The following is a 23,321-nucleotide window of genomic DNA, read 5'->3' on the forward strand; positions in this document are numbered from 1 at the left end:
AAGAAACATGACTGAACAAGTAGTAAATGTAATAGGAGCAGGACTTGCAGGTAGTGAGGCAGCGTGGCAAATTGCAAAACGTGGTGTTAAAGTAAAGCTTTATGAAATGCGTCCAGTAAAGCAAACACCTGCACACCATACAGATAAATTTGCAGAGCTTGTTTGTTCGAACTCATTACGTGCCAATGGCTTAACAAATGCTGTAGGTGTTATTAAGGAAGAGATGCGCATTTTAGATTCTGTTATCCTAAAGGCGGCAGATCAATGCGCAGTCCCTGCTGGAGGCGCGTTAGCAGTAGATCGGCATGAGTTTGCTGGCTATGTGACAGAGGCTGTGAAAAATCATCCACTCGTGGAGGTTATTCATGAAGAAGTTACAGAAATTCCAGAAGGCATTACGGTTATTGCAACAGGTCCCTTAACATCCAAGGCTTTAGCTGAAAAAATTCAAAGCTTAACAGGGTTAGATTATTTATACTTTTATGATGCAGCAGCACCAATTATCGAAAAAGATAGTATCGATATGGACAAAGTGTATTTAAAATCACGCTATGATAAAGGGGAAGCGGCTTATTTAAATTGTCCAATGACAAAGGAAGAATTTGATCGTTTCCGCCAAGCATTAATCGAAGCAGAAGTTGTGCCATTAAAAGAGTTTGAGAAGGAAATTTACTTTGAGGGCTGTATGCCAATCGAGGTAATGGCGGCTCGTGGAGAGAAAACCATGTTATTTGGACCTATGAAGCCGGTTGGACTTGAAGACCCTAAAACAGGAAAACGACCTTATGCGGTTGTTCAACTACGCCAAGACGATGCAGCAGGTACGCTTTATAATATTGTTGGCTTCCAGACACATCTAAAATGGGGACCGCAAAAAGAAGTATTACAGTTAATTCCAGGGCTAGAAAATGTAGAAATTGTCCGTTATGGTGTTATGCACCGCAATACGTTTATTAATTCACCAAAGGTATTAGAGAAAACATACCAGCTACGTGAACAGAAAAATATTTTCTTTGCGGGTCAAATGACAGGTGTAGAGGGTTATGTTGAATCAGCAGGCAGTGGATTAATAGCCGGTATTAATGCCGCCCGCTTAGCGTTAGAGCAAGAGCCAATTATTTTCCCATTTGAAACAGCACTAGGAAGTATGGCGCGTTATATAACAGAAGCACAATCGAAAAACTTCCAGCCGATGAATGTGAACTTCGGCATCTTCCCTGAGCTACCACCTGGACGTCGTTCTAAACCAGAACGCGCTGAGATGCATGCAACACGTGCATTAAGCGTAATTCGCAATTTTGTGAATTCACAAACAATTTAATTGCCAAGAGCCTCTAAAAGTTGATATACTCTTAGAGGCTTTTTCTTTTATGTAGACAAAATGCTTGCTTAAACATTTTTTCGAATTTTATATGGAGGTTTTTTTGAAATATAGCTATTTACACTTGCTATATGATGAAGATAAGTATAGTGTCAATATGTATGTTTATTAATGATAAAAATTTATAAAAGATGACAAAACATTGTCTATTCGTTATAGTACAAGTGTTAGTTATTGAAGGAAATTATTAATAATCATTGGTGGTGAATCTTTTTATGTTAGTTTCGTCCCAAGATGCACTCGAACAGTTCATGCTTTACATCCAGACAGAAAAAAACTTCTCTGTTCATACAGTGCGCGAATATGAATCAGACCTGTTGAATTTTTTAGCTTTCTTACAAGCAGAGGGAATCAATAATTTAGCAAGTGTTGAATATATACATGCACGTCTTTATGTAACAAAGTTGTACGATGAAAAAAGAGCAAGAGCTTCTGTTTCAAGAAAGATCTCCTCGATACGCTCCTTTTTTCGCTTTCTCAATAAACAATATGGATTAGATGATAGTGCGTTTCGTTCTCTCTACCATCCGAAAAAGGAATCGCGTTTACCCAATTTTTTCTACGAAGAAGAATTGACACAGTTATTTGATGCAAATATAGGTGATGATTTGAAATCATTAAGAAATATAGCTATATTAGAGCTGTTATATGCGACGGGTATTCGTGTGAGTGAACTGACTTCTATTCAAGTAGAGGATGTCGATTTTCATTATTCCATTATACGTGTGATGGGCAAAGGTCGAAAAGAACGAATCATTCCATTCGGTCAATTTGCGAGTTTAGCTATACAGGACTACATAGAGCAAGCTCGTCCACGATTGATGAAAAAAACACAGCATCAGCAGTTGTTTGTGAATATGCGTGGTGGGGAACTTACACCTCGAGGGGTGCGTCATGTTTTAAATGAAATGATGGATAAAGCTTCACTTCATACAAAAATTTATCCCCACATGCTTCGTCATACATTTGCGACACATTTGTTAAATAATGGCGCGGATTTGCGAACAGTGCAGGAATTATTAGGTCATGCGCATTTATCTTCTACACAGGTTTATACACATGTAACAAAGGAGCATCTTCGTCACACATATATGAATGCTCATCCACGAGCATAATAGAGCTAAGGAGGAAGGCAGATGGGACAAATTCATGCAACAACAATATTCGCAGTTCATCATAATGGAGGCTGTGCCATGGCAGGTGATGGCCAAGTCACATTAGGCAATGCTGTTGTGATGAAGGGAACAGCACGTAAGGTCAGACGTCTGTTTAATGGTCAGGTTCTTGCGGGCTTTGCAGGCTCTGTTGCTGATGCTTTTACACTATTTGAGATGTTTGAAGGCAAATTAAATGAATATAACGGCAATTTACAACGTGCAGCCGTAGAGGTAGCAAAGCAATGGCGCGGTGATAAAATGCTTCGTCAACTAGAGGCCATGCTGCTCGTTATGGATAAAACAACATTGCTGCTTGTTTCAGGTACAGGTGAAGTGATTGAACCAGATGATGGCATTTTAGCAATCGGCTCTGGTGGTAATTATGCATTATCAGCAGGCAGAGCATTAAAAAAATATGCGGGTGACACAATGACTGCTCGTGAAATTGCTGAAGCAGCATTAAAAACTGCTGCTGAAATCTGTGTATTTACAAATCATAATATTATCGTGGAGGCGCTGGACGAATGACACAAAAAAATTTAACGCCAAGACAAATTACTGAGCATTTAGATCGTTACATTGTTGGGCAGAATGAAGCTAAGCGAGCTGTAGCCGTTGCATTACGAAACCGCTATCGTCGTTCATTATTAAATGATGAGATGAAGGCTGAAGTGATTCCGAAAAATATTTTAATGATTGGACCAACGGGTGTTGGGAAAACAGAAATTGCCAGAAGAATTGCGAAGCTAACAAATGCTCCATTTGTAAAAGTAGAAGCCACAAAGTTTACAGAGGTAGGTTACGTAGGGCGTGATGTTGAATCAATGGTGCGTGACTTAGTAGAAGCTTCACACCGACTTGTAAAAGAAGAAATGATGGAATCTGTTAAGGAGCAAGCCGAAGAATTAGCAAATGAAGCGATTGTGAAACTATTGGTTCCTTCCTTACGCAAAAAACAGGCGATGCAAAATCCATTTGAAATGTTATTTGGTGGAAAAGAGCAACCATCAACTGATGATTCATCGACAGATGAGGTTGAAGTACGCTCTAAACGTGCACAACTTGCCATTGATCTACGTAGCGGTAAATTGGAAAATGAATGGGTTACTGTAGAGGTCACAGAACAAACACCATCTATTTTTGATGCATTGCAAGGAACTGGTATGGATATGTCTGCCAATGGTGGTATGCAGGATATGCTATCTAGTTTAATGCCTAAAAAACAGAAAAAACGTCGTGTGCAGGTAAAGGATGCACGTCGGATTTTAATAATAGAGGAAGCGAATAAGTTAATAGATGCGGATGAGGTTGCACAAGAGGCAATTATTAGAGCTGAGCAATCAGGCATTATTTTTATTGATGAAATCGATAAAATTGCTAGTAAGGAAGGGAATACTTCCGCAAATGTATCACGTGAGGGTGTACAACGAGATATCTTGCCAATTGTAGAGGGTTCTACGGTTACGACAAAGTACGGAGCGGTAAAAACAGATTATATGCTATTTGTGGCTGCTGGTGCATTCCATATGTCAAAGCCTTCAGATTTAATACCTGAGCTACAAGGTCGATTCCCAATTCGTGTCGAGCTCGAAAAGTTAACAAAACAGGATTTTGTACGAATTTTACAAGAGCCAGATCAATCGCTTATTTTGCAATATAAGGCACTGTTAGAAACAGAGGGTGTGGAAATCAACTTCACAGCAGATGCCATTGAACGAATTGCTGAAATTGCAACAGAAGTTAATCAGGAGACAGATAATATTGGTGCACGACGCCTACACACAATTTTAGAGCGTTTACTAGAGGAGCTGTCATTTGAGGCCGCTGAGATTGCTCCAGCTAATATTCTAATCAATGCTGCATATGTTGATCAAAAACTTGCAGGTATAGTAAAAAACAAAGATTTGTCACAGTTTATATTGTAAGATAAAGCTGAATAGTATCATTAAGTAGTAAAAAACTTTAGAATATTAAGTGAATACGTTTCGGATTATTTATAGGAGGAACATAACATGAATTTATTAGAAAAAACACGTAGAATTAACTCGATGCTTCAAGCCTCTGCTGGTAAGCCAGTAAACTTTAAGGAAATGGCTGATACATTAGGAGATATTATTGATAGCAATATTTATATTGTGAGCCGCAAAGGAAAGCTATTAGGTATTTCCATTCACCAACAAATTGAGAATGAGCGTATGAAAAAAATGTTTGAAGAAAGACAATTTCCAGAAGAATATACACATAGCTTGTTTACAATTTCTGAAACATCATCGAACTTAGATATTCATGATGAGCACACAGCCTTCCCGGTGGAGAACAAAGAGTTATTCCAAAATGCCTTAACAACAATTGTCCCAATCGTTGGTGGTGGCGAACGACTAGGTACATTAATCCTTGCTCGTTTATCTTCACAGTTTGAAGATGATGATTTAATTTTAGCTGAGTATGGTGCAACAGTAGTTGGTATGGAGATTTTACGTGAAAAATCTGAGGAAATTGAAGAAGAAGCTCGTAGCAAAGCTGTTGTCCAAATGGCTATTAATTCACTTTCATACAGTGAGTTAGAAGCGATTGAGCATATTTTTGAAGAACTTGATGGCAATGAAGGACTACTAGTTGCTTCTAAAATCGCTGATCGAGTAGGCATTACACGTTCGGTGATCGTCAATGCATTACGTAAACTTGAATCTGCGGGTGTCATTGAGTCTCGCTCTTTAGGTATGAAAGGTACTTATATTAAAGTGCTAAACGATAAATTTTTAAATGCTTTAGCAGAAATTAAAATGAAATAAATGCTTTTTGTAAGAAGGTAAGAAATGCAGGCGTCTAGGTGTTATATCTAGGCGCTTTTTTCTTGATAATGCTATAAAAATTTATTACATTTAAAAAATGCTATATTTATAACCTTTTTACTAGCTGTGTTCAAAAAGTTGTCACTACTTTTCGTATATAGATGATGATATAACCATCTCTTTATTACTTTAGTATTGGAGCAGAAAACCATTCTATTTTCATTCACTTAATATGCGAATAACGAAATAACTAGTAAAAAGGAACCTTGTGAAAATTATTTTTCTGTAGGCGATAGAGCGCGAAAAAAGCTAGATTTTATACTAAAAACATAAACACTGTAGATATAGTTTAAAATAACTAGATATTTAATAACCTCAAATAAACCCTAGTGACAGAAGGGATAAGGAAGTTTTGTCCCGGTTGAATAGAGAAAAAAATAGGGCGTATAGACTATTAAAAAGTGACAAAAGACAATAGACACTAGGTATCATCTTAATTACAATTGTATTATTGGATAAAATAACAAGTACATAAATTGAAATAAAATGAGGTGAACAGGTTTGAATTTATTTGGAGGAACGATTAGTAGCCTGGAACACGGACTTTCCTACGCCACTTTGAATCATAAAGCGATCGCAAATAATATTGCGAATGTCGATACACCTAATTATAAAGCGAAAAATGTTAGTTTTAAAGATATGTTGGAAAAAGAAAAAAGTATAGCGATTTCAGCATATCGCACTGATAATAGACATTATGATTTCACCATTCAGCAAGCAATTCCTGGTGTTCATAATATGGACAATTTACGCTATCGAAATAATGGAAATGCTGTCGATATGGATGCTGAGCAGGCGAAGTTGGCAGAAAATCAAATTTATTATAATGCTTTGATTGATCGTATGAATGGAAAATTAAACACATTAAATACTGTTGTTAAAGGAGGTAAGTAATATATGTCTATCTTTCATGGAATGAATACCACTGCTTCAGCTTTAACAGCGCAGCGACTGCGAATGGATGTTATTTCTTCAAATATGGCAAATGTGGATACAACACGTGCGCGCCAAGTAAACGGTGAATGGGAACCGTATCGACGTAAGTCTGTCACATTGGCTGCACAAGAAGAAGGGAAGTTTTCAAAGTTTTTTAATACAGCACTTCATAAAAATGCTAAAAGTGGTGTTGGTAATGGTGTTAAAATTACACGTATAGCAGAGGATCGAGAAACACCCTTTAAGCTTGTTTATGACCCAACGCACCCAGATGCAAATGCAGAAGGCTATGTTAATATGCCAAATGTAGATCCGTTGAAAGAAATGGTCGATTTAATGTCAGCAACTCGTTCCTACGAGGCAAATGTGACGGTATTTAATGCGAATAAATCAATGCTTACAAAAGCTTTAGAAATTGGTAAATAATAGAGAAGGGAAGATACATAAATGACAATTTCATCCGTTTCACTAATGACACCCACTCAAGTTGTAAACGAAACAAATAAGCTCAATACAACACCTTATGAAGCACAACAAAGCTTTGCGAACTCGTTAAAAGAAGCCATTGCTAAAGTGAATGACCAACAAATTACTTCTGATACATTTACACAAAAGCTCATCAAAGGTGAGAATGTGGAATTACATGAAGTAATGATTGCATCACAAAAGGCTAGCATTACATTAAATGCCACACTTGAAGTTCGCAATAAGGTGATTGAAGCTTACCAAGAAATAATGCGAATGAGTGTTTAACTTTATTGAGAATGTGAGAAAATTCACTGTCGATATAGCTTAACAACCACCGATTTGGTGGGCTCGTTGTTTTCGCAAATTATTGATTGCTAGGTTATTCACTATAACCGGAGGATTCATAATGAATGAAAGATTGACGAAAATAAAAAATGACACCAGTCAATTTTGGAAAAGTCGAAGTAAAAAGCAAAAAATAGTTATGATTGGCTCCGTAGTAAGTGTGCTTGTACTTGCAGCAGTTATAACATTTTTTGCTTCTAAAACTACATATGTACCACTTTACAAAGATTTATCAACAAGAGAAATCGGACAAGTAAAGGAAGCGTTGGATGCCCAAGGTGTGAAATATGAAATTGCTCCAGGTGGAACGGCTATTTTAGTGCCTGAGGAACAGGCTGATTCCTTATTGGTGCAATTAGCTTCAGAGGGATATCCACAAACAGGTACAATTGATTACTCATTTGCTAATAGTTCAGGATTTGGGATGACAGATAATGAGTTTAATCTACTGAAAAAGGCAGCGACTGAAACTGAAATTGCGAAACTTTTTAAAAGTTTGGAAGGCATAAAAGATGCAAGTGTCCAAATTACTGTACCTGAAGAAGGAATTTTTCTAACAGATGTTCAGGATGAGCCAACTGCATCAATTATATTAAACACAGACCCAGGCTATAAATTTACAGAGCAACAAATTAGAACAATGTATAATTTAGCTTCTAAGAGTATTCCAAAATTAAAAACTGAGAATATCGTGATCTCCAATCAATATTCAGAGTTCTTTGATTTGAATGAAGTAGCAATGGACGGGATTTCTACAGCGACAGCTGAGGGTCAGTTGCAAATGAAAAAATTAGTAGAACGTGATTTACAACGTCAAATACAAAAGATGCTTGGTACATTGATGGGGCAAGATAAAGTAATGGTTTCTGTCACAACAGATGTTGATTTCAAAAAAGAAACGCGTATTGAAAACACTGTAACACCTGTTGATGAAGAAAACATGGAAGGTATCGCCATTAGTGCACAGCGTATTACGGAGCAATATACTGGTGCAGGTGCGGCTGCTGCGGGAGAACCCGAAGCTGAAGCGCCTACGGATAATTTCACTACCTACAACGAAGGTGCGATGGGTGATGGTGATTATGAGCGTACCGAGGAAACCATTAATAATGAGGTTAACCGTATCAACAGAGATATTCAAGAAGCGCCTTATAAAATTCAAGATATTGGCATTCAAGTAATTGTTGAGCCACCAACAGCAGAAGATGCTGCTTCATTACCTGATGGTGTTCGTGAAGATATTGAGAGAATTTTAGGCACGGTTGTTCGTACAACAATTTCTAAAGATGTAGTAGATGAGCTAACACAAGAGCAAATTGATGAAAAAGTAGCTGTATCTGTACAACCTTTATATGGTAAAGTAACAGATGTTGCAGAGGAAACACCTGTTATTCCGTGGTGGGTTTGGGTAATTGGTGGTATTTTATTAGCTGTTATTTTACTATTAGCATTCTTTATTATCCGCTCTCGTAAACGTGCGAAAGCAGAAGAAGAGCAAAGCATCTTGGAAGAACAAGAAGAATTAATCATTGATGATATTAATGAAGAAATTGAAACAGAAGCTACAATGCGTCGTAAGCAACTTGAAAAAATGGCAAAAGAAAAGCCAGACGATTTTGCGAAGTTACTGCGTAGTTGGATTGCTGAGGATTAACGAGGAGGTTCGGCTGTGTCCAAGAAAGATAAGGAATTAACAGGGAAACAAAAAGCTGCTCTCTTGTTAATTTCATTAGGTCCTGAAGTTTCGGCTTCTGTCTATAAACATTTATCAGAGGAAGAAATTGAACGTTTAACATTAGAAATTTCTAGTGTTAAAAAGGTAGAGTCAAACGTAAAAGAGGAAATTATAGAAGAATTTCATAATATCGCCATTGCGCAGGATTATATTACACAAGGTGGTATTGGCTACGCGAAAACAGTGTTAGAGAAAGCGCTTGGTGTCGAGCAAGCACAAACGATTATTAATCGTCTAACATCCTCGTTACAAGTACGACCGTTTGATTTTGCACGCAGAGCTGATCCAGCGCAAATTTTTAACTTTATACAAAATGAGCATCCACAAACGATTGCCCTGATTCTTTCTTATTTAGAGGCAGGGCAAGCAGGCGTTATTTTATCGTCATTACCACAAGAGGTGCAGGCTGATATTGCCAAACGTATCGCTATGATGGAATCAACGTCACCAGAGGTAATTAGTGAAATTGAATCGGTGTTAGAACGTAAATTATCATCTACAGTGACACAGGATTACACGGAAACAGGTGGTATTGATGCAGTCGTTGAAGTACTGAATGGTGTAGATCGACAAACAGAAAAAACGATTCTCGATGCGCTTGAAATCCAAGATCCAGAGCTTGCAGAAGAAATCAAAAAGCGTATGTTCGTGTTCGAAGATATTGTTACGCTTGATAACCGTTCAATTCAGCGTGTTATTCGTGATTGTGAAAATGAAGACTTACTGCTTTCAATGAAAGTATCAAGTGATGAAGTAAAGGATATTATTTTCCGCAATATGTCACAGCGTATGGCTGAAACATTTAAAGAGGAAATGGAAATTATGGGTCCTGTACGTTTGCGTGATGTAGAAGAGGCACAATCTCGAATTGTGGGTGTTATTCGTCGTTTAGAGGATGCTGGTGAAATTATTATTGCACGTGGTGGAGGAGATGACGTCATTGTCTAGGATCATCCGTTCAATTTATACACAGTCCAGTAACGATAGTGTAAAAAAGATTGAAATTCGTGATATGTTTGAAACGATAACTGGAGAAGAAGAGGAAAACACCCCTCAGCCTCAGATAACGATGGCAGAAATACTAGCAGAGCGTGACCAATTGCTGGCAGAAGCGAGAGCTACTTTGCAAGCAGAGCATGAGCTGTTTGAGCAAGAAAAGCATAGGTTTTTACAGGAAATTGAGCATTTGAAGCAAAGTTGGGAAGAGGAAAGACCTAATCGGGTGCAGGAGGCTTATGATGAAGGCTTTGGGCAAGGCTATGAAGATGGCATAAACAAAGCCAATGAAGCGATGGCACAATCTCTTCAAACGGCGAATGAAGTTATTATTCAAGCGCAAGAAAATGCACAAAAATATATAGAGGATCAGGAAGCAGTTATTTTAGAGCTAGGTTTAACGGCGGCAGAGCGTATTATGGCTACTTCTTTAGCGCATAATCAGGAACTATTTGTTTCAATTGTGCGTAGAGGATTAAAGGAAGCACGGGAAATGAAAGAAATTAAAATCTATGTTTCACCTGCTTACCATGCTTTAATCACTGCCAATCGGGATGAATTAGCAGAAATGTTTCCAGTTGATGTCCCATTGATGATATTTGTGAATGAAGATTTTGACAATGATACAGATTGCTATATCGAAACGAATCATGGACGTATTGTTGTAAGTATTGATGAGCAATTAAATGAACTGCGTTTAAAGCTACATGAAATATTAGAAAGTAAGGAATGATGGAGATGAAAACGGCTCAGTTAATCGAACATATTCCTCATGTACCAACGTTTAAAAAGTTTGGTAGAGTAACGAGAGTTGTCGGCTTAATGATTGAGTCGCAAGGTCCAGATAGTTCCATTGGCGATGTTTGTAAAATTCATGTAGAAACAGTAAACAATGGGCATCAAATTATTTTAGCAGAGGTTGTTGGCTTTAAAGATGAAATTGTTGTATTAATGCCCTTTACCTCCCTACGTGAAATATCAATTGGCTGTCTTGTTGAAGGAACAGGAGCTCCTCTCGAAATCAAAGTAGGCCCTGAGTTAGTTGGAAAAGTATTAGATTCCATGGGCAATCCAATTGATGGTACATTATTGCCAAAGGGATTAACAGCCGTTCCTACTGAGCAAGATCCACCAAATCCACTTACTCGTCCACCGATTAATGAAAGACTTGAGGTAGGCGTGAAAGCGATTGATGGTATGTTAACGGTTGGGAATGGACAGCGTGTAGGTATTTTTGCTGGTTCAGGGGTTGGGAAAAGTACATTGCTAGGTATGATTGCTAGAAATACACGAGCAGATTTGAATGTCATTGCACTTATAGGAGAGCGTGGCCGTGAGGTGCGAGAGTTTATCGAACGTGATTTAGGTGCTGAAGGTTTAAGTCGATCTGTTGTTGTTGCTGCAACCTCTGACCAACCAGCCTTAATGCGGATAAAAGGCGCATTTACAGCAACTGCGATAGCCGAGTATTTTAGAAATCGTGGTTTAAATGTCATGCTTATGATGGACTCAGTAACAAGGGTTGCGATGGCACAGCGTGAAATTGGTCTTGCTACGGGTGAGCCGCCAGCACAAAAAGGTTATACACCATCCGTATTTGCGATTTTGCCGAAGTTGCTTGAGCGTACAGGAACGAATGAAAAAGGCTCCATAACGGCATTTTACACGGTTTTAGTAGATGGTGATGATATGAATGAACCAATTGCTGATACAGTGCGAGGCATTCTGGATGGTCATATTGTGCTAGATCGCAACCTTGCCAACAAAGGGCAGTATCCAGCGATTAATGTTTTAAAGAGTGTGAGTCGTTTGATGAATCATGTGGCAGAGCCAGCGCATAAAAAAGCTGCTGAACGATTAAGAGAGCTTTATTACACATATGATAAATCTGAGGATCTAATCAATATCGGTGCCTATAAACGAGGAACATCACAAGAAATTGATGAGGCGATTCATTATGAACCGATTATTACGGCATATCTTAAACAGGGCTATTTAGATAAAGTGACGTTAGAAGAAAGCGTAGCTGAGTTAATAACAATATCGAACGGTGGTGCTAAATAGATGGTTAATTATATGTATCGTTTTGAAAAAGTGTTAACCATTCGTGAGCAAGAAAAAAATGAAACCGAAATGGCTTATAAAGAATCTGTCCGTTCCTTCGAAGAGATTGCCGAAAAACTATATGAATTGCTAAAAAAGAAAGAAAATTTAATGATTTTTCAACAGGAGCGCTTAACTGTAGGCTCATCAATAGATGAAATTCACCACTATAGCCGTTTTATTGATAGTCTTGAAAAAACAATTATAGATGTACAGCAGAAAGTGATACAGGCTCGTGCAAAGATGAATTGGCACGAAGAAAAACTATTAGAAAAAAACTTGGAAGTACGTAAATTTGAAAAAATGAAAGAAAAGGATTTTAAGCTATTTCAGCAAGAACAGGATCGGATCGAAAGCCTTTTTTTAGATGAAATTTCATTGCAAACGTATAACAAGAGAGAAATCAGGTGATTTCATGGCAAAAAAAGATAATCGGTTGACAGCAGAACTAGTGGAAGAGCAACCGAAGAGAAAAAAAGGTGGCTTTCTAAAGCTTTTCACATGGATTGTACTACCGATTATGTTTGTTGTAGCAGTTTTGCTTGTTGTGGCAACATTAATGAATACGAATGTTTTTGATTTAGGGAAAAAGGCAATAGATTATTTACCTTTTACACCATCAGCAGAGCAGCAGGCGAAAGATGCTGTTGTTAATAACGACTCTAAAATGGTTAATTTAAAGGCAGAAATACAAGAAAAAGAAGCAGAAATGACGCAGCTTCAAAAAAAGCTTGATACAGCTACAGCAGAAAATGAGCAGTTACTAATAGAAAAGGAACAGCTTCAACTTGAAGTTGAAAAATTAATGCAAGAGCAGGATGAGGTTAAGCGTGATTTTAATGAAATTTTAACAACATTTGATAAAATGACACCTAAAAAAGCAGCAGCTATCCTTACCAATATGAGTGATACGGAGACATTGCGAATTTTAACCAATTTAAAGCCTGATAAGTTAGCGGCTATTTTAGAAAAAATGGAAGCTGTTGATGCAGCGAAATATGCACAATTAATGGCGCAGACGCAACCCCAAGCTCAGGCTCAACAATAAAAATAAATATTGAAAGGAGGTGAAAAAGAATGGATATCGCAATGATACAAACGATGACAAAGACAGCTCCTACGAAAGCAACAGGTGGTTTAGAGAGCAAAACAACTGGGATGGCAAATAAAGATGCATTATCAAAATTTGGTGCTGTATTTGGTCAGGTGATTTCAGCTTCAAGTCAACCTAATCAACCTTCACAAGCAACAGCAACAAGTGATATTACTGATTTACAGGCAGTATTAAATGCAGAGTCTGTGGAGGAATTGCTCGATGTACTAGGTATTCCGCATGATGATGGCTTATTGATGCTACAAGTTGGCGAAGATGGTCAGGTTATTGCAATGGATGAAATGCTTACGCTAGAAAACATCCTAAAGGTATTAGACATTGATGAAGAACAACTGCAAAAATTAGTACAGCAATTTTTGGGTGAAGATAAAGTTGCTAGTGATGTGTGGGAGCTACTAGCTTTAGTGGATGGTCAGGCGCCAATACTACAAGCGCAAATTAGCACATTGCTACAAGGTGAAGGTCAGCTAACAGTAAAAGAAGCAACACCATTACTTGAAGTATTAAAGTTTGCACAATTAGTAGGACAAAAAACAGATCTAACAGCTCCACAAGAAAATGTTTTAGCCAATATTAAAAATCTATTAACAACCGTGCAGACGCAGGTGGAAACGTTGCACAATGCTCAGCAACTAACAACAAAGACAACTGTTGCATTACCATTACAAGGTTTCCAACAAGGTTTCCAACAAGTTGTGCAGCAAGTCCAAGTGACGAAGCAAAGCGAGACAACGACAAATGAAATGGTGACACCACAAACAGTGCAAACAAAGGCAGACACATTCCAAGTTACACTTCCCGCTGCTAAACCTGCTCAGTCAGAGGCTTTATTAAAAGAAATGCAAGCAATTATCAATAAAGCGCAAATTTCCAATGCACAAGGAATCACACGTTTAACATTAAAATTATATCCTGAAAATTTAGGAACAATTCGTATTGAGCTTGTTCAAAATGATGGTGTTCTAACGGCGCGTTTATTAGCTTCTACAGCGCATGGACGTGAGTTACTAGATAGTCAAGTCCATCAGTTAAAACAAGCATTTGTCCAGCAGAATATTCAGGTAGATCGACTTGATATTGCACAATCTTTACAAGATGCAGATCGTCAGCAACGTGACCAAAATTTCTTTAATAATTTCTTTAAACAACAGCAAGAGGAGCAAGCACAAGATCAACAAGATGACGAAGACGAGGACAGCAAGTCCTTTAGTGACTATTTAATAAATGAGGAGGTGTGAGTATGGCAAACGAAGCAGTAAGTGGACCAGTAACGAATGATTTATACTATTCAAACTATAAACCACCAACAAAACAAACAGGGAATAGCGAGCTTGGCAAAGATGCCTTCCTTAAGCTATTAATTACCCAATTACAACATCAGGACCCAACAAATCCAATGGATGACCGAGAATTTATTTCTCAAATGGCACAATTTTCTTCTTTAGAGCAAATGCAAAATATGACAAAGGCAATGGAGTCATTGTTAGCATCACAGCAACAAACGCAAATGATGAGCTATACAAACTTTATTGGCAAGGAAATTAAATGGCATGAAATGAAAGTAGGCGAAAATGAGGATGATGAGCCTGTAATCACTGAAGGTACAGGTGTAATTGAGTCACTAAAATTTGTAGATGGCAGTGTAGTTTTCCTATTGACAGATGGAAAAGAAATCACACCTGGTAATATTTCAGGGATTTTAGGTAGCTCTGGAGCAACTTCAGGTGGTAATAATACTATACCAGAATCGCCCCTTGTACAGGCTAGTAAACTAATTGGTAAACATGTAACTTATATGGAAGATGAACAGGAGCTACAAGGTCGTGTTGTTTCTGTTTCCAATAAAGATGGGGTTATTTATTATTTATTAGATAATGATAAAAAATTAACAGATAAAGATTTTACCGTGATTAGCGAATAAAGGTGGGGAATGGTGATGGATAAGTTTTCAATTCATCGTGTGCCCTTGCATCCATCTATTCGCACAACACAGCCTAATAATAAGCCAATTCAAACGCAGAAGACCTTTCTAGCGCATTTAGAGGAAGCAACCAAGCAAGAGTTGAAGGTCAGTAAACATGCGCATGAACGTATTATTCAACGTAATATTACTATTTCGGAGCAAGAATGGCAGGCTGTATCAGATAAGGTATTTGAAGCACACTCAAAAGGTGTCAAACAACCGTTAGTCTTGATGGATCAAGCTGCTTTAATTGTCAGCGCTAAAAATGCGACTGTCATTACAGCAATGGATCGCACGGAAGCAAAACAGCAGTTATTTACCAATATTGATGGCACGATTGTGCTTTAAGGGCTGGACCTTCTTAAGTAAGGAAGCCTTGGTGTTGCTGATTGAGAGAAGCACACACAGCTAGGAAATGAAGGGAGAACAACAAATTATGATACGTGCTATGTATTCAGGTATTTCAGGTCTTAAAAATTTTCAAACGAAACTAGATGTTATTGGGAATAATATCGCAAATGTTAATACAGTGGGCTTTAAAAAGGGTCGCGTAAACTTTAAAGATTTAATGTCTCAAACGCAAGCAGGTGCATCTGCTCCAACGGCTACACGAGGAGGGGTGAACCCAAAACAAGTTGGTTTAGGGTCTCAATTAGCGGCGATTGATACTATCCATGGGGGTGGCTCTACACAAACTACAGGGCGCATCTTGGATTTAGCAATTGATGGGGACGGCTTCTTTATGGTAGGTGATGCTAACGGTGCTCCAGACCCTGATAGCGGCTTTATTGATGATGAAGGCTTCAATAATATTTTGTTTACTCGAAATGGTATTTTTTATATGGATCCGAATGGCTATTTAGTCAATGGTGATGGTAAATATTTGGTTGGTGTAACGGCTGGTGACGACATTGTCATGGAAGCTACTGATGCTGGTATTGATCCCGATGCTGCACCAAATGTTTCCGGAGGTGCTGGAGAAAACCTATTTGATGATGATGGGGAATTAGACCCTGCTGCTGGAGATGTAGGACCAATTCGTATTCCAACAAATGCGAAAGAAATTAACATAGGATCAAATGGTGTCATTGAGTATGTAGATATGAATGGTGAACGAAAGTGGGCAGGACAGCTTATTATGGCTAAATTCCCGAATGCTGGTGGTCTTTCTAAGACTGGTGGGAATTACTACCAACAATCAGCGAGTTCTGGTGTTGCTTATGGGCAAGTTGCCACTGTAGCAGGGATGGGGCAAGTAGTTCCTGGGGCTGTAGAAATGTCAAATGTTGACTTGTCAGAAGAGTTTACAGAGATGATTGTGGCACAGCGTGGTTTCCAAGCCAATACACGTATCATCACAACTTCTGATGAAATTTTACAAGAGCTAGTAAACTTAAAACGTTAAGAATCATTAATTTTTAAATAATAATGGACGTTTCAACTAACATAATTTCATATGAGGGAGGGTCGGGCCGGCTCTCAAGCTAGACCCGGCCCTAATTCAATGATTGAACTAACACGTCTAAATGGCAAAGCATTTTCGTTAAATGCTTTATACATAGAAATAGTCGAATCTTTTCCAGATACGACAATTACACTAACAACTGGGACAAAAATAATTGTTTTAGAGAGTGAAGATGAGGTGCGACAAAAGGTAACAGCCTTTTATCGAAATATCCAAGTACTATCAAACCCGCATCTACGAGGTGAAGAAGATGAAGAATAATAAAATGTTAACGATGATTATTATTGTGCTAGTAGCAGTTATATTAATCGGAGTTGTTGTATTTGTCTTGTTAACACAGTTTAATAAACCGACAGGCGTTGTGGAGCCTTCGATTGATGAAATTGTAGAAGCGACGATCGAGGTTCCTGAAATCACGACCAATCTTGCAGATAATCGGGTTGTGCGCATGTCATTAAAAATTCAAACGACAAATAAAGATGCTGCTGATGAATTAACAAAACGCATTTTCCAAGTGCAAAACATTGCAATTCAAGAGCTTTCCGAAATGGAGAAAAAGGATCTTGAAGGCAAACAAGGGAAACAAATTTTCCAAAGTTCATTAAAAACGAGAATAAATGAATTGATGCAAGAGGGAGAAGTTCAGGAAGTATATTTTACCTCCTTCATCACTCAATAAAACAGAAACTGCTTGAAATGGAGGTGGGCAAATGGCAGGAGAGGTGTTATCTCAATCTGAGATAGATGCGCTGCTTTCCGCAATATCAACTGGGGAAATGTCAGCAGATGACATGAAAAAGGAAGATGAGATACGCAAAGTTAAAGTATATGACTTTAAACGAGCACTTCGCTTCTCAAAAGATCAAATCCGAAGTTTGACCCGAATACATGAAAATTTTGCACGACTATTAACAACCTTCTTCTCTGCACAGCTTAGAAGCTATGTGCAAATAACAGTTGCATCAGTAGACCAAATACCATTTGAGGAGTTTGTCCGTTCCATTCCAAATATGACACTCATAAATGTATTTGAAGTGCCGCCATTAGATGGTAACATATTGATGGAAATCAATCCGAACATTGCTTACTCGATGTTAGATCGTTTAATGGGGGGGAGTGGGGCAAGTCATAGTAATGTGGATAATTTAACTGAAATTGAAACAAAAATCATGACAAACCTTTTCGAACGCTCATTCGACAATTTACGTGAGGCATGGGAAAATGTAGCGGAAATTGATCCGATATTAGTGGAGCTTGAAGTAAATCCACAATTTTTACAAATGATATCACCAAATGAAACGGTTGTCGTTATTTCATTGAATACGATAATAGGAGAAACAAGTGGGATGATTAATATTTGTATTCCACATGTTGTATTGGAGCCAATTGTTCCTAATCTCTCTGTTCGCTATTGGATGCAAACCAATACAAAAGAAATGTCTCCAGAGCAAACAAAAATGCTTGAAAAGCGTGTAAAACAAGCACAATTACCTCTTTCCGTTGAATTAGGCGTGACTGATATCACCATTGAAGACTTTTTAACAATGCAAGTCGGGGATGTTATACAATTAGAGCAAAAAATTGATAGCCCACTTGTCCTCAAAGTTGGGACATTGCCAAAATTCACAGTTCAACCAGGAAAGCAAGGTAAAAAATTAGCAATCCAGATTATCGACCCTTTGAAAGGAGGAGACGAAGATGAGTGATGAAATGCTCTCCCAAGAAGAAATTGAAGCATTATTAAGGGGCGAGACGTTGGAAGATAAAAACAGCGACACTGGAGCTTCTGCAAATGATGAGATAAGGGTTGAGGATTACCTTGATTCATTTGCACAAGATGCACTAGGTGAGGTAGGGAACATTTCCTTTGGTAGCTCTGCCACAGCTCTTTCGGCGTTACTAGGTCAAAAAGTAGATATTACTACCCCAAGTATTTCCATGATTAATCGCAATAAATTAGAAGAGGAGTTTCCTCATCCATATGTAGCCGTGCAAGTAGAGTATACAATTGGTTTAACAGGTATGAATTTACTTGTTATCAAGCAATCAGATGCGGCTATTATTGCTGATTTAATGTTGGGGGGCGATGGATTAAATCCAAAGCCTGATTTAGGTGAAATTCAATTAAGTGCTGTTCAAGAGGCCATGAATCAAATGATGGGTTCAGCAGCCACATCAATGTCGACAGTATTTAATAAAAAAGTGGATATTTCTCCACCAACAATTGATTTGATGAATATTTCTAAAGATGAAGGTCGAGAAAATATTCCAGAAGACGATTTACTAGTAAAAGTATCCTTTAGATTAAGAATTGGCAATTTAATTGATTCAAATCTTATGCAATTATTGCCACTTAAATTTAGTCAAAACATTGTAAAATCATTGTTAGGAGAGACAGATGTACCAGAGGCTCCTGTAGCTGCAACAAGTGCACCTGAAATACCAGTTACGCCACCGCCTGTACAACAACAAGCACCTGAACCACCACCTGCGCCGCCAGTTAGTCAGCAGCAGGCAGCACCAATGCAACAACCGGTTTATCAGGAGCCACAGCAGTTTACGCAACCACAGCGACCAGCCCAGCCTGTGAATGTACAACAAGCACAGTTTGCTAGCTTTGATACGAATGTAATCTCGCAATCTGAAGCTAGAAATTTAAATATGCTACTTGATATTCCATTGCAAGTTACTGTAGAGTTAGGACGTACGAAACGTTCTGTAAAAGAGATTTTAGAACTATCAAGTGGCTCGATTATTGAACTAGATAAATTAGCGGGGGAACCTGTCGATATTTTAGTCAATAGTCGTTTAATTGCTAAAGGGGAAGTTGTTGTTATTGATGAAAACTTTGGTGTACGTATTACAGATGTTTTAAGTCAAGCAGAGCGTTTAAATAATTTAAGATAGTTTTAATTGGAGGAGTTAACCATGTCTAAAAGAATTTTGATTGTAGATGACGCTGCATTTATGCGCATGATGATCAAGGATATTTTATCAAAAAATGGATTCGAAGTTGTTGGAGAGGCAGCTGATGGTTTACAGGCTGTTGAAAAGTACAATGAATTAAAGCCAGATTTAGTAACAATGGATATTACAATGCCCGAGATGGATGGTATTGCTGCTCTTAAAGCTATTAAAGGGTCTGATCCAAGTGCTACGGTTATTATGTGTTCAGCAATGGGGCAACAGGCGATGGTAATTGATGCCATTCAAGCTGGGGCAAAAGATTTTATCGTCAAACCTTTCCAGGCAGATCGTGTAATTGAAGCGATTCAAAAAGCTTTAGGATGATTGCATGCAAATGTTAAAATCATTTCGTTTAACGATGATTTTTGCATTTCTTGTAGCTTTTCTGTTTTTGTACCCAACCACAACTTCTGTCTATGCAGCCCCTGATAAACATAGTGTCACAGATTGCATAAATAATCCAGAAGCTTGTAATGAAGATACTACTAATCCAGCTGCTACACAGGAATCAGATGTATCAGCAGCTGGAGATATATCTGCATGGGAATACATAAAAATGGTTTTAGCGCTTATTTTTGTTGTTATGCTATTTTATGGGTTGATGAAGTTTTTAAATAAACGAAATTTAAGCTTCCAACGTAATCAAATGGTACAAAATTTAGGCGGTTTATCGTTAGGGGCGCAAAAGTCAGTTCAGCTTTTACAGGTCGGTCAAACATTGTATTTAGTAGGTGTTGGTGAAGACGTTCAGCTATTGCGTGAAATTACTGATCCAGAAGAAATAGAAGCCCTTTTAGCGCTATATAACGAAAAGCAAGAACTTGCAGCAACATCACCTTATATTGCAGAATTATTAGCTAAGTTTACAAAGAAAAATAAAAAGAGCATACAAAATGAGCAACAACAGGATTCATTTGGTCAACTATTTGAAAAAAAGATATCTGAAATTAAACAGGAGCGCAGTGAAGAGATCGAGCGATGGAAGCAAAAGGAGAAGGATGATGATAAATGAATGATCTAATCAATATTTTTTCCAATAGCGATCCAACAAACGTCTCCACATCTGTTAAACTCTTACTACTCTTAACGGTGTTATCACTGGCACCCAGTATATTAATTTTAATGACATCCTTTGCACGAATTGTCATAGTGTTATCCTTTGTGCGTACAGCATTGGCCACACAGCAAATGCCGCCTAATCAGGTGATTATTGGCCTAGCATTATTTTTAACGTTCTTTATTATGGCACCGACCTTTCAAGAGGTTAATAAAGAGGCATTACAGCCGTTATTTGCAGAAGAAATTGGGCTGGAGGAAGCCTATGATCGTGCAAGTGTGCCATTTAAAGAATTTATGAGTAAACATACAAGACAAAAGGATCTTGAGTTATTTTTATCGTATAATCAAGCAGAAAGACCAGCATCTGTGGAAGAAATTCCCCTAACCATGCTTGTACCTGCATTTGCGCTAAGCGAAATTAAAACAGCATTTCAAATTGGTTTTATGATTTTTATACCATTTTTAGTGATCGATATGATTGTTGCGAGTACATTAATGTCGATGGGAATGATGATGCTACCGCCAGTTATGATTTCACTACCATTCAAGATTCTATTATTTGTACTTGTGGACGGATGGTATCTCGTAATGAAATCATTACTACAAAGTTTTTAGGGGATGATACAGTATGACAGGTGAATTGATTATTTCCGTTGCAGAGCGTGCCATTATGATTATCCTTCTAACAAGCGGCCCGCTACTATTAGTTGCTTTAATTACTGGTTTGGCGGTAAGTATCTTTCAAGCAACAACTTCGATTCAAGAGCAAACGTTAGCATTCGTCCCAAAAATTGTTGCTGTCTTAGTGGCTATTGTATTTTTTGGCCCATGGATGTTATCTCAAGTTACAAGTTATGCGAGAGATATTTTTGAGAACCTGACGCGTTATATAGGGTGAGTGTATGAATGAATTAATTCCGCATTTAACGGTTTTCTTATTAGTGCTTGTGCGTGTCTCCGCATTTTTTGTGACGGTTCCTTTTTTTTCGTATAGAACCATTCCAGCACAAGTTAAAATTACACTCGCACTCGTTTTAGCTTGGATGATGTACTATACGTTAGATGTTGAGCCATTTGTATTTAATGATGAGTACATATTACTAGTGATGAAAGAAGCGCTTGTGGGACTATTACTTGGTCTTGTTGGCTACATCATCATGTCCGCCATTCAGATTGCGGGAAGCTTTATCGACTTTCAAATGGGCTTTGCTATTGCCAATATTATTGATCCGCAAACAGGAGCTCAAAGCCCGTTAATTGGTCAATTTTTTAATATGCTAGCATTTCTTTTACTGTTAGCCATTGATGGGCATCATATGATTCTCAATGGCATTTATTATAGCTATCAACTTTTACCCATGGATCAATTTCCGCAATTTGCAAAGGAAAGCTATATACAGTTTATTATTACAACATTTACAGCTGTTTTCGCTATCGCTTTCCAAATGGCTGCTCCTGTTGTCGCAACCTTGTTTTTAGTTGATTTGGCTTTAGGAATTACTGCAAAAACAGTACCACAGTTAAATATTTTTGTGGTTGGTTTTCCGATTAAAATTGGTGTTAGTTTTTTAGTGATGTTTACAATGATAGCTGTTATGATACAAGTCATTCAAAAGCTAATTACTATTATGATTTATGGTATACGTGATTTAATGGCTGTTTTAGGTGGTGGATAGTATGAAGCTACTACTAAATTTAGATATCCAGTTTTTCGCAGGTGAAAAAACCGAAAAGGCAACGCCAAAAAAGCGTCAGGATGCTCGAAAAAAAGGGCAGGTTGTTAAAAGTCAGGATATTACGAGTGCCATTGTGATGCTGATGGTGTTTATCTTTTTATTTTTCTTTGCAGGCTCTTTGCGTGATGATCTATTAGCTTTTTTTAGGCAAACCTTTATTCATAACATACGCATTGAAACACTAACAATTGATAGTGTGATGCATTTATTTTCAGAAACATTGGTACAAATGGCTTTTATTGTTGTTCCAATCATGGCGATTGCTGTTGTTGGAGCACTTGCAGGTAACTTTATGCAATTTGGCTTTCTCTTTACACTGGAGCCAATGAAATTCGATTTAAAAAAAATGGACCCTATTAAAGGGCTAAAAAAAATTTTTTCGGTTAAGGCCATTGTTGAGCTGTTAAAATCAGTATTAAAAATTGGCTTTATTGGTGGTGTCACAACCATTATTGTTTGGACAAACTTGCCAGAGGTTTTAGCATTGTCCTTTAAAAGCCCGTGGATGACCTTAATTACGGTAGGTAAACTAGTTGGCATTATGGGGATAGCGGCCTCTTTAGTGTTACTGTGTGTCTCCATTTTAGACTGGATGTACCAAAAACATGAATATGAAAAAAATCTTAAAATGTCTAAGCAAGATATTAAAGATGAATATAAAAATAGTGAGGGCGACCCACTGATTAAATCGAAAATCAAGCAACGTCAACGTGAGATGGCAATGCGTCGAATGATGTCAGAGGTGCCAAATGCAGATGTTGTTATTACCAATCCTACTCACTATGCGATTGCTCTTAAATACGAGGAGGGCAGTATGGATGCTCCTCGTGTTGTTGCAAAGGGTACTGACTTTATCGCTCAAAAAATTAAACTGATTGCAAAAGAGCATGATGTTATTATGGTTGAAAATAGACCATTAGCACGTGCTATGTACGATCAGGTAGAAATCGGCGATCAGGTACCGGAAGAATTTTTCAAAGCAGTAGCAGAGGTACTCGCTTATGTTTATCGCATGAAGCGAAAAATTTAAAGCTTTTTAAGTAG

28 protein-coding genes are annotated in these 23,321 nt (G+C 37.9%); all 28 read left to right on the forward strand.

What is annotated here, in order from left to right:
* The first annotated feature begins 7 nt into the window (after positions 1-7).
* The 28 genes from trmFO (at position 8) to flhB (ending at position 23,307) form a co-directional block, all read left to right on the forward strand.
* Positions 8-1,321, forward strand: coding sequence for an FADH(2)-oxidizing methylenetetrahydrofolate--tRNA-(uracil(54)-C(5))-methyltransferase TrmFO (trmFO, locus tag MHB44_RS05675; protein ID WP_341301916.1), 1,314 nt, complete (start codon positions 8-10; stop codon positions 1,319-1,321).
* A 275-nt stretch (positions 1,322-1,596) separates the two neighbouring features.
* Positions 1,597-2,496: a tyrosine recombinase XerC gene (xerC, locus tag MHB44_RS05680; RefSeq protein WP_341301917.1), complete on the forward strand. Its 900-nt coding sequence runs from the start codon at positions 1,597-1,599 to the stop codon at positions 2,494-2,496.
* Positions 2,497-2,517: 21 nt separating this feature from the next.
* The gene (gene hslV, locus MHB44_RS05685) at positions 2,518-3,066 is read left to right on the forward strand and encodes an ATP-dependent protease subunit HslV (RefSeq protein ID WP_341301918.1); all 549 of its coding nucleotides are present in this window, start codon (positions 2,518-2,520) and stop codon (positions 3,064-3,066) included.
* Positions 3,063-4,463 (forward strand): ATP-dependent protease ATPase subunit HslU, encoded by a 1,401-nt coding sequence (hslU, locus tag MHB44_RS05690; RefSeq protein ID WP_341301919.1) that lies wholly within the window; start codon positions 3,063-3,065, stop codon positions 4,461-4,463. The genes hslV and hslU overlap by 4 nt, the downstream gene beginning before the upstream one ends.
* Before the next feature lie 87 nt (positions 4,464-4,550).
* Positions 4,551-5,330 (forward strand): GTP-sensing pleiotropic transcriptional regulator CodY, encoded by a 780-nt coding sequence (gene codY, locus MHB44_RS05695; protein ID WP_341301920.1) that lies wholly within the window; start codon positions 4,551-4,553, stop codon positions 5,328-5,330.
* Between the two features lie 561 nt (positions 5,331-5,891).
* Positions 5,892-6,284 carry a flagellar basal body rod protein FlgB gene (flgB, locus tag MHB44_RS05700; RefSeq protein WP_341301921.1) on the forward strand — a complete coding sequence of 131 codons (393 nt, stop codon included), beginning with the start codon at positions 5,892-5,894 and terminating at the stop codon, positions 6,282-6,284.
* A gap of 3 nt (positions 6,285-6,287) precedes the next feature.
* Entirely contained in the window at positions 6,288-6,752 is a 465-nt protein-coding gene (gene flgC, locus MHB44_RS05705) for a flagellar basal body rod protein FlgC (RefSeq protein WP_341301922.1), read from the forward strand.
* Between the two features lie 21 nt (positions 6,753-6,773).
* Positions 6,774-7,079 carry a flagellar hook-basal body complex protein FliE gene (gene fliE, locus MHB44_RS05710; protein WP_341301923.1) on the forward strand — a complete coding sequence of 102 codons (306 nt, stop codon included), beginning with the start codon at positions 6,774-6,776 and terminating at the stop codon, positions 7,077-7,079.
* Between the two features lie 121 nt (positions 7,080-7,200).
* Positions 7,201-8,793: a flagellar basal-body MS-ring/collar protein FliF gene (fliF, locus tag MHB44_RS05715; protein WP_053993921.1), complete on the forward strand. Its 1,593-nt coding sequence runs from the start codon at positions 7,201-7,203 to the stop codon at positions 8,791-8,793.
* A 15-nt stretch (positions 8,794-8,808) separates the two neighbouring features.
* On the forward strand, positions 8,809-9,822 hold the full coding sequence (gene fliG / locus MHB44_RS05720) for a flagellar motor switch protein FliG (protein ID WP_053993922.1): 1,014 nt from the start codon (positions 8,809-8,811) through the stop codon (positions 9,820-9,822).
* A complete protein-coding gene (gene fliH, locus MHB44_RS05725) occupies positions 9,815-10,603 on the forward strand; it encodes a flagellar assembly protein FliH (protein ID WP_053993923.1) in 789 nt (262 codons plus the stop codon). Before fliG ends, fliH begins: the two co-directional genes overlap by 8 nt.
* A 5-nt stretch (positions 10,604-10,608) precedes the next feature.
* Positions 10,609-11,934, forward strand: coding sequence for a flagellar protein export ATPase FliI (fliI, locus tag MHB44_RS05730; RefSeq protein ID WP_341302928.1), 1,326 nt, complete (start codon positions 10,609-10,611; stop codon positions 11,932-11,934).
* Positions 11,935-12,384 carry a flagellar export protein FliJ gene (fliJ, locus tag MHB44_RS05735; RefSeq protein ID WP_053993924.1) on the forward strand — a complete coding sequence of 150 codons (450 nt, stop codon included), beginning with the start codon at positions 11,935-11,937 and terminating at the stop codon, positions 12,382-12,384.
* A gap of 4 nt (positions 12,385-12,388) precedes the next feature.
* Positions 12,389-13,021 (forward strand): hypothetical protein, encoded by a 633-nt coding sequence (locus tag MHB44_RS05740; RefSeq protein WP_053993925.1) that lies wholly within the window; start codon positions 12,389-12,391, stop codon positions 13,019-13,021.
* A 29-nt stretch (positions 13,022-13,050) separates the two neighbouring features.
* A complete protein-coding gene (locus MHB44_RS05745) occupies positions 13,051-14,325 on the forward strand; it encodes a flagellar hook-length control protein FliK (protein ID WP_053993926.1) in 1,275 nt (424 codons plus the stop codon).
* Positions 14,326-14,327: 2 nt separating this feature from the next.
* Entirely contained in the window at positions 14,328-15,008 is a 681-nt protein-coding gene (gene flgD / locus MHB44_RS05750; protein ID WP_053993927.1) for a flagellar hook assembly protein FlgD, read from the forward strand.
* A 15-nt stretch (positions 15,009-15,023) separates the two neighbouring features.
* Positions 15,024-15,398: a TIGR02530 family flagellar biosynthesis protein gene (locus MHB44_RS05755; protein WP_053993928.1), complete on the forward strand. Its 375-nt coding sequence runs from the start codon at positions 15,024-15,026 to the stop codon at positions 15,396-15,398.
* A gap of 88 nt (positions 15,399-15,486) precedes the next feature.
* Positions 15,487-16,455 carry a flagellar basal body rod protein FlgG gene (flgG, locus tag MHB44_RS05760; protein WP_053993929.1) on the forward strand — a complete coding sequence of 323 codons (969 nt, stop codon included), beginning with the start codon at positions 15,487-15,489 and terminating at the stop codon, positions 16,453-16,455.
* Positions 16,456-16,554: 99 nt separating this feature from the next.
* Complete coding sequence (locus MHB44_RS05765; RefSeq protein WP_053994893.1) at positions 16,555-16,776, forward strand: flagellar FlbD family protein; 222 nt, start codon at positions 16,555-16,557, stop codon at positions 16,774-16,776.
* Positions 16,766-17,194: a flagellar basal body-associated protein FliL gene (gene fliL, locus MHB44_RS05770; RefSeq protein ID WP_053993930.1), complete on the forward strand. Its 429-nt coding sequence runs from the start codon at positions 16,766-16,768 to the stop codon at positions 17,192-17,194. Before MHB44_RS05765 ends, fliL begins: the two co-directional genes overlap by 11 nt.
* 31 nt (positions 17,195-17,225) lie before the next feature.
* Entirely contained in the window at positions 17,226-18,221 is a 996-nt protein-coding gene (gene fliM / locus MHB44_RS05775; RefSeq protein ID WP_341301924.1) for a flagellar motor switch protein FliM, read from the forward strand.
* A complete protein-coding gene (fliY, locus tag MHB44_RS05780; RefSeq protein ID WP_341301925.1) occupies positions 18,214-19,422 on the forward strand; it encodes a flagellar motor switch phosphatase FliY in 1,209 nt (402 codons plus the stop codon). The genes fliM and fliY overlap by 8 nt, the downstream gene beginning before the upstream one ends.
* 21 nt (positions 19,423-19,443) lie before the next feature.
* Positions 19,444-19,806, forward strand: a complete 363-nt coding sequence (locus MHB44_RS05785; RefSeq protein WP_008180756.1) for a response regulator — start codon at positions 19,444-19,446, stop codon at positions 19,804-19,806.
* A 10-nt stretch (positions 19,807-19,816) separates the two neighbouring features.
* A complete protein-coding gene (locus tag MHB44_RS05790; protein WP_341301926.1) occupies positions 19,817-20,494 on the forward strand; it encodes a flagellar biosynthetic protein FliO in 678 nt (225 codons plus the stop codon).
* Complete coding sequence (gene fliP / locus MHB44_RS05795) at positions 20,491-21,156, forward strand: flagellar type III secretion system pore protein FliP (protein WP_341301927.1); 666 nt, start codon at positions 20,491-20,493, stop codon at positions 21,154-21,156. The genes MHB44_RS05790 and fliP overlap by 4 nt, the downstream gene beginning before the upstream one ends.
* 13 nt (positions 21,157-21,169) lie before the next feature.
* On the forward strand, positions 21,170-21,439 hold the full coding sequence (gene fliQ / locus MHB44_RS05800) for a flagellar biosynthesis protein FliQ (RefSeq protein WP_341301928.1): 270 nt from the start codon (positions 21,170-21,172) through the stop codon (positions 21,437-21,439).
* Between the two features lie 4 nt (positions 21,440-21,443).
* Entirely contained in the window at positions 21,444-22,217 is a 774-nt protein-coding gene (gene fliR / locus MHB44_RS05805; protein ID WP_341301929.1) for a flagellar biosynthetic protein FliR, read from the forward strand.
* Position 22,218: 1 nt separating this feature from the next.
* Complete coding sequence (gene flhB, locus MHB44_RS05810; protein WP_341301930.1) at positions 22,219-23,307, forward strand: flagellar biosynthesis protein FlhB; 1,089 nt, start codon at positions 22,219-22,221, stop codon at positions 23,305-23,307.
* The last annotated feature ends 14 nt before the right edge of the window (positions 23,308-23,321 follow it).

The sequence above is a fragment of the Lysinibacillus sp. FSL H8-0500 genome (assembly GCF_038051955.1).
GTDB lineage: Bacteria > Bacillota > Bacilli > Bacillales_A > Planococcaceae > Lysinibacillus > Lysinibacillus macroides.

What these genes read in the sequence shown, in the direction of transcription:
- fliJ (WP_053993924.1), top strand. Translation starts at nt 11,935, where the DNA reads ATGGTTAATTATATGTATCGTTTTGAAAAAGTGTTAACCATTCGTGAG.
- MHB44_RS05755 (WP_053993928.1), top strand. Translation starts at nt 15,024, where the DNA reads ATGGATAAGTTTTCAATTCATCGTGTGCCCTTGCATCCATCTATTCGC.
- fliL (WP_053993930.1), top strand. Translation starts at nt 16,766, where the DNA reads ATGAAGAATAATAAAATGTTAACGATGATTATTATTGTGCTAGTAGCA.
- fliY (WP_341301925.1), top strand. Translation starts at nt 18,214, where the DNA reads ATGAGTGATGAAATGCTCTCCCAAGAAGAAATTGAAGCATTATTAAGG.
- fliQ (WP_341301928.1), top strand. Translation starts at nt 21,170, where the DNA reads ATGACAGGTGAATTGATTATTTCCGTTGCAGAGCGTGCCATTATGATT.
- fliE (WP_341301923.1), top strand. Translation starts at nt 6,774, where the DNA reads ATGACAATTTCATCCGTTTCACTAATGACACCCACTCAAGTTGTAAAC.
- flgD (WP_053993927.1), top strand. Translation starts at nt 14,328, where the DNA reads ATGGCAAACGAAGCAGTAAGTGGACCAGTAACGAATGATTTATACTAT.
- codY (WP_341301920.1), top strand. Translation starts at nt 4,551, where the DNA reads ATGAATTTATTAGAAAAAACACGTAGAATTAACTCGATGCTTCAAGCC.
- fliR (WP_341301929.1), top strand. Translation starts at nt 21,444, where the DNA reads ATGAATGAATTAATTCCGCATTTAACGGTTTTCTTATTAGTGCTTGTG.
- flgG (WP_053993929.1), top strand. Translation starts at nt 15,487, where the DNA reads ATGATACGTGCTATGTATTCAGGTATTTCAGGTCTTAAAAATTTTCAA.
- fliF (WP_053993921.1), top strand. Translation starts at nt 7,201, where the DNA reads ATGAATGAAAGATTGACGAAAATAAAAAATGACACCAGTCAATTTTGG.
- fliI (WP_341302928.1), top strand. Translation starts at nt 10,609, where the DNA reads ATGAAAACGGCTCAGTTAATCGAACATATTCCTCATGTACCAACGTTT.
- fliM (WP_341301924.1), top strand. Translation starts at nt 17,226, where the DNA reads ATGGCAGGAGAGGTGTTATCTCAATCTGAGATAGATGCGCTGCTTTCC.
- fliP (WP_341301927.1), top strand. Translation starts at nt 20,491, where the DNA reads ATGAATGATCTAATCAATATTTTTTCCAATAGCGATCCAACAAACGTC.
- flgC (WP_341301922.1), top strand. Translation starts at nt 6,288, where the DNA reads ATGTCTATCTTTCATGGAATGAATACCACTGCTTCAGCTTTAACAGCG.
- trmFO (WP_341301916.1), top strand. Translation starts at nt 8, where the DNA reads ATGACTGAACAAGTAGTAAATGTAATAGGAGCAGGACTTGCAGGTAGT.
- MHB44_RS05790 (WP_341301926.1), top strand. Translation starts at nt 19,817, where the DNA reads ATGTTAAAATCATTTCGTTTAACGATGATTTTTGCATTTCTTGTAGCT.
- hslV (WP_341301918.1), top strand. Translation starts at nt 2,518, where the DNA reads ATGGGACAAATTCATGCAACAACAATATTCGCAGTTCATCATAATGGA.
- MHB44_RS05745 (WP_053993926.1), top strand. Translation starts at nt 13,051, where the DNA reads ATGGATATCGCAATGATACAAACGATGACAAAGACAGCTCCTACGAAA.
- MHB44_RS05765 (WP_053994893.1), top strand. Translation starts at nt 16,555, where the DNA reads ATGATTGAACTAACACGTCTAAATGGCAAAGCATTTTCGTTAAATGCT.
- hslU (WP_341301919.1), top strand. Translation starts at nt 3,063, where the DNA reads ATGACACAAAAAAATTTAACGCCAAGACAAATTACTGAGCATTTAGAT.
- xerC (WP_341301917.1), top strand. Translation starts at nt 1,597, where the DNA reads ATGTTAGTTTCGTCCCAAGATGCACTCGAACAGTTCATGCTTTACATC.
- MHB44_RS05785 (WP_008180756.1), top strand. Translation starts at nt 19,444, where the DNA reads ATGTCTAAAAGAATTTTGATTGTAGATGACGCTGCATTTATGCGCATG.
- flhB (WP_341301930.1), top strand. Translation starts at nt 22,219, where the DNA reads ATGAAGCTACTACTAAATTTAGATATCCAGTTTTTCGCAGGTGAAAAA.
- MHB44_RS05740 (WP_053993925.1), top strand. Translation starts at nt 12,389, where the DNA reads ATGGCAAAAAAAGATAATCGGTTGACAGCAGAACTAGTGGAAGAGCAA.